The sequence below is a fragment of the uncultured Mycobacterium sp. genome (assembly GCF_964249325.1).
GTDB lineage: Bacteria > Actinomycetota > Actinomycetes > Mycobacteriales > Mycobacteriaceae > Mycobacterium.
Genome location: NZ_CAXUCH010000001.1, coordinates 11,003 through 19,138 on the forward strand (window position 1 = coordinate 11,003; position 8,136 = coordinate 19,138).

Annotated in this window: 6 protein-coding genes and 1 pseudogene (1 of these 7 running past the window's edge); all 7 read left to right on the forward strand. The window is 65.2% G+C overall.

What is annotated here, in order from left to right:
* Window positions 1-901 (forward strand): annotated as a pseudogene (locus ACFE99_RS00065) (amidase family protein) (it extends 526 nt beyond the left edge of the window).
* Between the two features lie 77 nt (window positions 902-978).
* Window positions 979-2,010 (forward strand): ATP-dependent 6-phosphofructokinase, encoded by a 1,032-nt coding sequence (locus tag ACFE99_RS00070; RefSeq protein ID WP_375481223.1) that lies wholly within the window; start codon window positions 979-981, stop codon window positions 2,008-2,010.
* Between the two features lie 132 nt (window positions 2,011-2,142).
* Window positions 2,143-3,303, forward strand: coding sequence for a MinD/ParA family protein (locus ACFE99_RS00075; protein ID WP_375481225.1), 1,161 nt, complete (start codon window positions 2,143-2,145; stop codon window positions 3,301-3,303).
* Window positions 3,304-3,436: 133 nt separating this feature from the next.
* Window positions 3,437-4,957 carry an Asp-tRNA(Asn)/Glu-tRNA(Gln) amidotransferase subunit GatB gene (gatB, locus tag ACFE99_RS00080; RefSeq protein ID WP_375481227.1) on the forward strand — a complete coding sequence of 507 codons (1,521 nt, stop codon included), beginning with the start codon at window positions 3,437-3,439 and terminating at the stop codon, window positions 4,955-4,957.
* A 143-nt stretch (window positions 4,958-5,100) separates the two neighbouring features.
* Window positions 5,101-6,378 carry an ATP-binding protein gene (locus tag ACFE99_RS00085; protein WP_375481229.1) on the forward strand — a complete coding sequence of 426 codons (1,278 nt, stop codon included), beginning with the start codon at window positions 5,101-5,103 and terminating at the stop codon, window positions 6,376-6,378.
* Window positions 6,379-6,599: 221 nt separating this feature from the next.
* Window positions 6,600-6,833: a hypothetical protein gene (locus ACFE99_RS00090; protein ID WP_375481231.1), complete on the forward strand. Its 234-nt coding sequence runs from the start codon at window positions 6,600-6,602 to the stop codon at window positions 6,831-6,833.
* A gap of 86 nt (window positions 6,834-6,919) precedes the next feature.
* Window positions 6,920-7,837, forward strand: a complete 918-nt coding sequence (locus ACFE99_RS00095; RefSeq protein WP_375481363.1) for a LysR family transcriptional regulator — start codon at window positions 6,920-6,922, stop codon at window positions 7,835-7,837.
* The last annotated feature ends 299 nt before the right edge of the window (window positions 7,838-8,136 follow it).

Below are 8,136 nucleotides of genomic sequence, written 5' to 3' on the forward strand. Positions count from 1 at the left end.
CACCTACGGGACGGTGTCGCGCTACGGGCTGGTGGCGTGCGCGTCGTCGTTGGATCAGGGCGGCCCGTGCGCACGCAGCGTGCTGGACACCGCACTGCTGCACCGGGTGATCGCCGGGCATGACGCCAAAGACTCCACCTCCGTCGACGCGCCGGTGCCCGACGTGGTCGGCGCCGCCAAGGCCGGCACCGACGGCAATCTACGCGGTATGCGAATCGGCGTGGTCCGCCAGCTACACAGCGGCGAGGGTTACCAGCCGGGCGTGCTGGAGTCGTTCAACGCCGCCGTCGAGCAGTTGACCGCACTCGGTGCCGAGGTGAGCGAAGTCGATTGTCCCCACTTCGATTACGCGCTGGCCGCCTACTATCTGATCCTGCCGTCGGAGGTGTCGAGCAACCTGGCCCGCTTCGACGCCATGCGCTACGGGCTGCGGGTCGGCGACGACGGCACGCACAGCGCCGAGGAGGTCATGGCGCTGACCCGCGCCGCCGGGTTCGGGCCAGAAGTCAAGCGGCGCATCATGATTGGCACGTACGCGCTATCCGCGGGATATTACGACGCGTACTACAACCAGGCGCAGAAGGTGCGCACCTTGATCGCCCGCGACCTCGACGAGGCGTACCAAACCGTCGACGTGCTGGTGTCGCCGACGACACCGACAACAGCGTTCCGGTTAGGGGAGAAGGTCGACGATCCGCTGGCGATGTATCTGTTCGACCTGTGCACGCTGCCCTTGAACCTGGCCGGCCACTGCGGCATGTCGGTGCCGTCGGGGTTGTCCCCGGACGACAACCTTCCGGTGGGGCTGCAGATCATGGCTCCCGCACTGGCCGACGATCGGCTCTACCGGGTAGCAGCGGCCTACGAAGCCGCGCGCGGCCCGCTGCCGTCGGCCATCTAGCGCGAGCAGACACAAAGGCACCCTGAAACGCCTCATTTTGGGTGCTTTTGCGTCTGCTGGCCGGGCAAGATGAAGGCATGCGGATCGGGATTCTCACCGGCGGCGGCGACTGCCCGGGGCTCAACGCCGTCATCCGGGCGGTGGTGCGCACCTGCGACGCCCGTTATGGCTCGGCAGTGGTCGGTTTTCAGGACGGTTGGCGCGGGCTGCTGGAGAACCGGCGCATCCAATTGCACAACGACGACCGCAACGACCGGCTGCTGACCAAGGGCGGAACGATGTTGGGCACCGCCCGTGTGCATCCCGACAAGCTGCGGGCCGGGCTGAACCAGATTATGCAGACACTCGACGACAACGGCATCGACGTGCTGATCCCGATCGGCGGTGAAGGAACCTTGACCGCCGCGCACTGGCTGTCCGAGGAGAACGTGCCCGTCGTCGGGGTGCCGAAGACCATCGACAACGACATCGATTGCACTGACGTGACTTTCGGGCACGACACCGCGTTGACGGTCGCCACCGAGGCCATCGACCGGTTGCACAGCACCGCCGAATCGCACCAGCGGGTCATGCTGGTGGAGGTGATGGGCCGGCACGCCGGCTGGATCGCCTTGAATGCGGGGCTGGCTTCGGGCGCTCACATGACGTTGATTCCCGAACAGCCCTTCGACGTCGAAGAGGTGTGCCGGCTGGTTAAGGGACGCTTCCAGCGCGGTGACTCACATTTCATCTGTGTGGTCGCCGAGGGCGCCAAACCCGTTCCCGGATCGATGAATTTGCGGGAAGGCGGCATCGACGAGTTCGGGCATGAGCGCTTCACCGGCGTGGCCGCGCAGCTGGCGAGCGAGGTGGAGAAACGCATCAATAAGGACGTGCGGGTGACGGTGCTCGGCCATGTGCAACGCGGTGGCACACCGACCGCCTTCGACCGGGTGCTGGCCACCCGGTTTGGGGTCAACGCCGCCGACGCCGCACACACCGGCGAGTACGGGATGATGGTGTCGCTGCGCGGCCAAGACATCGGCCGGGTGCCACTTGCCGATGCGGTGCGCCAGCTCAAGCTGGTACCACAGAGCCGCTACGACGACGCCGCCGCCTTCTTCGGGTAACGCGACCGACGCAGCGGCCAAACGATAACGCGAGCGCAGGGTGGTGTTTACCCGTATTCCACATATGTTTCATGCAATTTGCTGGGCCCACCGAGTAGCCGAGCAATCAAAACCGATGTTACCGTCGGCGTTATGAATAACCGCGATTCTTATCGCGGCGTGATTCACCAGGGGGTGCCGTCGGCGCCGGCGTCGGGGCAGCCGGGCGTGCGGCGATCCGCCCGGTGGCGACCGCGGACTCCCAAGCCTGACGATGCGCAGCACTACCGCCAAGATGCATCGGCGTATCAGCCGCAGCCGAGCCAGGCGCCACCAGATGCATCGACGGTACCGGCGGCGTGTGCACAGGCGCCGGTTGAGCAGCAGCCGCAGTTAGGGTGGGACACCCTCGACCGTTTGGAAGAGTTGGAGAAAATCCCGACCAGAAGCACGTGGCAAAATGTGTTTTCCGGGATCAGCCGACTTGGCGTCCTTCCCGAGGCCCGGCGGAAATATGAAATCAGTTTGCGCGATCGTGTCTGCGCCCCGGTGAGCAGCGCATTTCCTATTGCGGTGCTGGGCCTCAAAGGCGGCGTCGGCAAAACTGCGGTGGTTGAGGCGCTGGGCTCGACCTTCGCGCAGGTGCGAGACGACCGAGTAATCGCGGTGGACCTCGCTGGCGGCGACCTCGCCGGGCGCCACGGTCGCCGAAATCGGCTATGCCTGCTCCACCTCGTCGCGGGAGCAGCGGCGGCGCGTTATATCGACGCGCGAACGCACACTTGCCGAAACAGCTCGGGCCTGGAAATGCTCAGCCTTCCGGACTATGTCAACAGCGAGTGGCTAATGAGCCGCGACGAGTTCGGTGAAGCGTTTTCCGTTCTGCGCAGCTGTTATTCGGTGATGTTGATCGACTGCGGGAACGTGCTCACATCCAGCATGATGGAGGCGGTGCTCTCGGAGTCGCGGGCTCTGGTTGTCGTCACCAGCGCGTCCGTCGACGCCGTACGCAAGACCATGACCACATTGAAGTGGTTGCGCCACAACGGCTACCATGACCTGATTGAATCAGCCGTGCTGGCGGTAAACCACATCGAGAGAGGTAAACCAAACCGGCTGGTAGTCAAGGAACTTCACCATTTGGCGCAGCAATTCTCGCCGGAACGCGTCGTGACATTGCCGTTCGACCGACACGTGCATCAGGGCAAAGAGATTACTCTTAGGCAGTTGAGCAAGCGGAGCAGGCGTCGCTACCTGGAAATGGCAGCCGCACTGGCGGACATGTTCCCGAAACGCGGAACGTCGCCTGCCTAACAACGCGATTGAGTCGACTACTAGCCGCCGTCGGAACTGGTGATCAGCAGCACCCATGTCAGCGGTCACCACTAGCATCCCGACAGAGCGTGCGAATGGCGCCCACCAAGACGCCCCAACTACGATCTAACCCATGACAGTTGCTGCGAAGGTCTCCCAGGCTCAGCTGCTCGAGTACGAGGACGTGATAGCGCGCTATGAGCCCGTGCTGGGCCTGGAGGTGCATGTCGAGCTGTCCACCGCCACCAAGATGTTCTGCGGCTGCCCCACCGCATTCGGCGCCGAACCCAACACCCAGGTGTGCCCGGTTTGTCTGGGGCTGCCGGGTTCGCTGCCGGTGCTGAACCAGGCCGCGGTGGAGTCGGCGATCCGGATCGGGCTGGCGCTCAACTGCGAAATCGTGCCGTGGTGCCGGTTCGCGCGGAAGAACTACTTCTACCCCGACATGCCGAAGAACTACCAGATCTCGCAGTACGACGAACCGATCGCAGTCAACGGCTACCTGGATGTTCCGCTGGAGGACGGCACCAGCTGGCGGGTCGGCATCGAACGCGCCCACATGGAGGAAGACACCGGCAAGCTGACCCACTTGGGCAGCCAGACCGGCCGCATCGAGGGCGCGACGACGTCGCTGATCGACTACAACCGCTCCGGTGTGCCGCTGATCGAAATCGTCACCAAACCCATCGAGGGCACCGGCCCCAGGGCGCCCGAGATTGCCCGAGCGTACGTGACGGCGCTGCGTGACTTATTGCGCACCTTGGGTGTTTCCGACGTCAGGATGGATCAGGGTTCGATGCGCTGCGACGCCAATGTGTCGCTCAAGCCGGTCGGCGCCATCGAGTTCGGCACCCGCACCGAGACCAAGAACGTCAACTCGCTCAAGAGCGTCGAAGTCGCTGTCCGCTACGAAATGCAGCGCCAGGGCGCCGTTCTGGAATCCGGTCGACGGGTCATCCAGGAAACCCGGCACTTCCACGAAGACGGCTACACCAGTCCTGGCCGCACCAAGGAGACTGCTGAAGATTACCGCTATTTCCCCGAACCGGACTTGGAGCCGGTCGCGCCCAGCGCTGAACTCGTCGAGCGGCTGCGCGAAACCATTCCCGAATTCCCGTGGTTGCGCCGCAAGCAAATTCAGCAGGAATGGGGGGTTTCCGACGAGGTAATGCGCGATCTGGTCAACGCCGGGGCGGTCGACCTGGTGATCGCGACCGTCGAGCACGGCGCGTCCAGCGAGAAAGCTCGCGCCTGGTGGGGAAACTTCCTAGTGCAAAAGGCCAACGAGTCCGGCGTCCAACTCGACGAATTACCGATTACTCCGAAACAGGTCGCCGCCGTCATCGCGCTGGTCGACGAGGGCAAGCTGTCGGTCAAGCTGGCCCGCCAGGTGGTCGAGGGGGTGCTGGCCGGGGAGGGGGAGCCCGAGCAGGTGATGATCGCCCGCGGGCTGGCGGTGGTGCGCGACGACTCACTGATTCAGGCAGCGGTCGACGAAGCGCTGGCCGCCAACCCCGACATCGTCGAGAAGATCCGCGGCGGCAAAGTGCAGGCGGCCGGCGCGATCGTCGGGGCGGTGATGAAGGCCACCAAGGGCCAAGCCGATGCCGCACGGGTGCGCGAGCTCGTGCTGGCCGCCTGCGGGCAGGGCTGAGAACACGGGTTGACGCTTAGGTTCACCCGGTCGGACACCCAAATGGGTGGTTCGCTGCGTCGGTGACTACTGCAAGGTGTGTGCCCTCTGTTCGGTTCGCCGCCGAGATGCGGGCCGACAGCGTCGCAGGGAGGTAGCACGCGATGCCTCCGTGGCGACTGCGGGACTTTCACGACGACGACCTGGATCAAGCGATTTCGGTCTGGGACACCAGCCGCCAGCCCGGTGAGCCGCCACCGGTATTTCCGATCTCCGAAGTGGTGTCGGCCGCCAGGTCGGGTCAGCCCGCCGTCGTCGCCGTCGTCGGCGACGAACTTGTCGGCATCGCCGTAGCCCACCACCACGGTGAACGAGCCTGGGTGTCGATGGTCGGACTGAGTAACCGATGGCGCAATCGGGGTATCGGCAGCGCGCTGCTGGCTGAACTGGAGTTGCGCCTGCGTTCGCTTGGTGTGCGGCGGATCGGCGCGCTGCTGCCACCGGATGCCGCGGGGACGACGGCGCTGCGCAACTGCGGCTACCAGGAGCGGACTCAGCTGCTGTATTTCGAGAAGGTCGACCCGATAGGCGCGGCGGACGCGGGCCTGCTGGCCGAGCTGGGTGGGCAACATATGCCCCGCGGCCTGTGGCAGGCGATGGCCGGCATGGAAAACGAAAAGCAGATCATCGAACGCCGGATCGTGCTGCCGTTGACCGAGCCGGATGTCGCCGAGCAGTACGGAGTCTCACCGCCGAAGGCGGTGATCTTGTTCGGGCCGCCCGGCACCGGCAAGACCAGCTTCGCCAAGGCTGTCGCTGGCCGGCTCGGTTGGCCGTTCGTCGAGCTTTTCCCATCGCGGTTAGCCGCCCCCGATGTAGCCATGGCCAGCGCGCTGCGGGAAGCCTTCACGACACTGATGGAACTGGACGCCGTGGTCGTGTTCATCGATGAAGTCGAAGAGATCGCCGGATCGCGCTCCGGTGTGCCGTCGGATCCGGCGCATGGCGCCACCAACGAGCTACTGAAGCTCATCCCGGCGTTTCGTCAGCGCGACGAGCGGCTGCTGATCTGCGCGACGAACTCGGTGCATCTGCTCGATTCGGCGTTTCTGCGGCCCGGCCGATTCGACTACATCATCCCGGTTGGACCCCCGGATGCCACGGCGCGAGCCGCGATTTGGAGCAGATACCTTGGCCCGTCTGCCGGCTCCGTCGAGGTGGGCGCGCTGGTTAAGGCCAGCGAGATGTTCACCCCGGCCGATATCGAGTTTGCCGCCCGCAAAGGTGCGCAGCGCGGGTTCGAGCGCGAGATCGAGTTCCGTCGCGGCGAACCGGCCTGCACACACGACTATCTCAGCGCGATCGACCAGACCCGCCCATCGCTCACCGAGGCCATGCTCACCGAATTCTTCGACGACATCGAGCAACACACTCGGCTCTGACGCGACAGCAGATCACCACGGAGGCGGCGCGGCGCCTCAGCCGAAACCCCAGGTCGACTGGCCCAACCTCGGCTTCTGGCGATCTTAGGGTGGATGAGGCCGAAAATGTGCTGCCAGAATAGGTTCCGCATCGGTGCCCTCGGTGAGAGCCAGACACGGGGCACTGAATTCGCACCTCTGACAGTGGCGGTCGAACGTCGGATAGATCGCCGGCGGTGACGTTGCTCGAGCATCTGGTGCGCAGCTGGCGCGGCAAGACAGCGCGCAAGGAGATGATGCACCCGCTGCTGATCATCATCGACGAGGCGGTCAACGCAGCGCCGATGCCCGCGCTTCGCCGCCACGTGTCAGAAGGCCGCGGTGGTGTGAACCTAATCGAAGCCGTCGCGCCGTGGGTTGCCGACAATCTGGGAACTGCAAAAATAGACGAGGCACTCGCTTCAACAATCAACTGAGACAAGATCTGATCACCCTCGAATATCTAGAAACAGGACATCATTCGTCGATAACTAGGCTGGCGACACCGAGACGCGCGCCCCCTCTGACCGCGTTGCGGGTGCTGCGCGCGGTCGCTGAGCGGGGCAGCTTCACGGCGGCGGCGGCCGAACTCGGTTACACGCAATCGGCGGTGTCCCGGCAAGTCGCGGCGCTCGAGCGGGAGGCCAACTCGGTGCTGTTCGAGCGCCGTGCCACCGGCGCGCGGCTTACCACCAACGGCCTGATCGTTCTTCGGCATGCGCACGTCATCCTCGAAGAGATCGCGTCGGCACAGCGCGAACTGGACGGTACGGACACCGGCGTATGCCAGGTGCGACTGGGGGCCTACATCAGCGCCGGCGCGATCATTGTGCCGCGGTTACTTCAGTCGCTTCGCGACCAGCGTCCCGACATCCGGGTGATCACTCGTGAGGACACGACGCCCGCGCTGGTACGCGCACTGCGAGAGGGCACCCTCGATCTGGCCGTCATCTCCTCGCGGCCTCCCTACCGGGCGCCGGATAATGAGCTGCCGGCCTTGATCACTGAGGTCATCGATGAGGCCGCCTTGGTTGTGGCGGCGTCGGCCACCGGTCGTTTCGCGGGTCGGCGCGCCGTGTCGGTCGACGAACTCCATGACGTGGACTGGATTGCCAGCCCGTCCGCAAGTAGCGAACCGCTGCTGGGAGTGTGGCCGGGCCTGGCCGGGCGCCCCCGCATCGCGCACACCGTGCGGGACTGGCTGACGAAGCTGCAGCTCGTTGCCGCCGACTGCGGGCTGACAAGCGTGCCGCCCAATCTCGCGGACTTCCTCCCTCCAGGGGTGCAGATCATGCGGGTAGAGGGCGGCCCTCAAGAGCGGCGCCGTGCACTCTCCGCGCGGATGCCGGGCAGGCCGCCGTCTTCGGTGGTCGCTGTAATAGCCGCGCTGCGCGCTCAGTACGCGAGTGAGCGGCAAGCGCGCGGCGGCACACGAGCGTAGCGTCTCAGCAAGCGAGCGGAACCTAATGTCAGGCCACTTTTACACCGCTCCTGGCGCGCCACCCAGCCTGATGATCGCGTGGTCGGGATGGGTCTGGAACACCTCGGCTGCCGCTTGGCCGAGGTCGTCCACGCTCGTGCAGGCGGGGTTGAGGGCGGCCAGCAGCGCCAACGCGTGTTTGCCCATCGCGATCTCCACCAAAAGTGGTTGGTGCAGTTGGTCTTTGCGCAGCCCGGCTTGGAGTTCGGCGGCGGCCCGTTCGATGCCGCGGCTGCGACCGGCGCGGCGCAACGCCGCGG

Coding starts and splice junctions, on each gene's coding strand:
- ACFE99_RS00070 (WP_375481223.1), top strand. CDS start 979: ATGCGGATCGGGATTCTCACCGGCGGCGGCGACTGCCCGGGGCTCAAC.
- ACFE99_RS00075 (WP_375481225.1), top strand. CDS start 2,143: ATGAATAACCGCGATTCTTATCGCGGCGTGATTCACCAGGGGGTGCCG.
- gatB (WP_375481227.1), top strand. CDS start 3,437: ATGACAGTTGCTGCGAAGGTCTCCCAGGCTCAGCTGCTCGAGTACGAG.
- ACFE99_RS00085 (WP_375481229.1), top strand. CDS start 5,101: ATGCCTCCGTGGCGACTGCGGGACTTTCACGACGACGACCTGGATCAA.